We start from the raw sequence: 659 nt of genomic DNA on the forward strand, positions 1-659 counted from the left end.
CCAATTGGTCGACTCGACAAACCTTCGGATGGTTTGATCTTCTTGACTAACGATGGCGACATCGTAAATAAGATTCTGCGCGCTGGTAACAACCACGAAAAAGAATACGTGGTGCGTGTCGACAAGCCAATTACGGACGAATTCCTAAAACAGATGTCGAGCGGTGTTCGAATCCTCGATACCGTAACGCTCCCTTGTAAAGTTACGAAAGAAACCAAGTTCTCTTTCCGTATTGTTTTGACGCAAGGCCTAAACCGTCAGATACGCCGTATGTGTGAAGCACTCGGCTACGAAGTATTTAAACTTCGCCGCGTACGCATCATGAACATCTCTCTAGATGGTATTCCAAATGGTAAATGGCGTTACCTAACCGATGACGAAGTCGCAGAAATTTTAGCAATGTGCGATGGCTCGGTTGGTACCGACGAAGCGTCAAAGACAGATTCTCGAGGTCGTAATATTCGTAAAGCGACTGATGCGAAACTGTTTGATAGCCGTGAAGAGAACCAAGGTTCGACTGCTCGTCGCAATCAAAAAACGCGCACCTCCCGTGGTAATAACGCTGACGAGTTCCGTCATGCACCTAACTCTAAAAAAGGCCAGCAAAAGCGCCGTCAACGTGATGATGAGAACTCACGCCCTGCGAAAGAGCATTACAA

Annotated in this window: 1 protein-coding gene; it reads left to right on the top strand. The window is 47.0% G+C overall.

Translation table 11 applies throughout. The annotated features are described in order from the left end of the window. Window positions 1-659 (top strand): pseudouridine synthase (locus tag R8N49_RS27770; RefSeq protein ID WP_318190529.1); only part of this gene is annotated, 659 nt, incomplete at both ends.

The sequence above is a fragment of the Vibrio sp. 1978 genome, from assembly GCF_033344345.1.